Raw genomic sequence first — 1,062 nt, forward strand, 5'->3', positions numbered from 1 at the left:
TCCCTGCGGCTTGCCTACACGTACCTGGGCTCCCGGCAGGACGCCGAGGACGTGAGCCAGGACGTGCTGTGCAAGATGATCTGCAGGCCGGGGGCGTTCAACGGCCCGGAGCACGAGAGGGCCTGGGTCATACGCTGCACCGCGAACGCCTGCAAGGACATCCTGCGAAGCGCCGCGCGCAGCCGGAACGTACCGCTCGCCGCCGCGGGGGAAGTTCGAGATCCCGCGCCCCAGGTAGAGGACCAGGTCGAGAAGGACGAGCTGCCGGGCATGGTCACGGCCGCCGTCATGAGGCTCGCCCCGCCCTACCGCGAGGCCGTGTACCTGCACTACTACGAGGGAATGAGCATCGCGCAGATCGCGCGCGCCGTGGGAGCCACGGTGGCCGCGGTCACAAAGCGGCTGAGCCGCGCCCGCAGGGAGCTGCGCAAGAGCTTGGAGGAGAAGGACGATGGACGTGACAATGGAAGCGTACCGGGACGAGATGAATCGCGTTTCTCTTTCGTCCGAAGCGAGGGACCGGATGGCCGCGGCAGTCGCTGCGTCGGCGTTGGGGCAGACTGAGCCCAAGGCCGGCGCCGGGAAGGTGGCCACGTCCTTCTCGCCCGTAAAGGCGGGACGCAGACAGGCGGCGGCCGGGCGCACGCGCCCGAGGTTCGCGATGGCGGCCGTGGCGGCGGGCATCGCCCTCGTGGTGGGGGCCGGCGGCTACGCCTACGCGAGCGGCCAGCTGGTGAGCGTCGCCAGCGCCATCGACGACGTGTTTCTTGGGTCGACGGCACCCACGGAGGTCCGCAACAAGGTCGGCCGCCCCGTGGACGCGGTCGCCACGAGCGGAGGCGTCACCATCAGCGCGGACGCGATCGTGGGAGACGAGCACAACTACGCCGTGGTCTACAGCATCAGCCGCGCGGACGGCAAGGCGTTCGGCACCATCGGGAAGGACGCCACCGGCACGCTCACGATCGACGGCAAGTACCCGGACGCGGACTTTGACCAGAGCGTGGACGCCGCGAGCGCGCAGGGCGGCGAGTCGTACTTCTACGACGCGGACCCGAGCGA

The 1,062-nt window shown here is 70.0% G+C and carries 2 protein-coding genes; both read left to right on the top strand.

Annotation, left to right across the window (positions count from 1 at the left end; all coding sequences use genetic code 11):
• The coding region (locus tag ACI38Z_RS01655) for an RNA polymerase sigma factor (RefSeq protein WP_439788448.1) at positions 1 to 564 on the top strand (564 nt) is incomplete at its 5' end.
• The coding region (locus ACI38Z_RS01660; protein ID WP_439788449.1) for a DUF4179 domain-containing protein at positions 551 to 1,062 on the top strand (512 nt) is incomplete at its 3' end. The genes ACI38Z_RS01655 and ACI38Z_RS01660, both read left to right, overlap by 14 nt.

This window comes from Parafannyhessea sp. (assembly GCF_051876455.1).
Taxonomy (GTDB): domain Bacteria; phylum Actinomycetota; class Coriobacteriia; order Coriobacteriales; family Atopobiaceae; genus Parafannyhessea.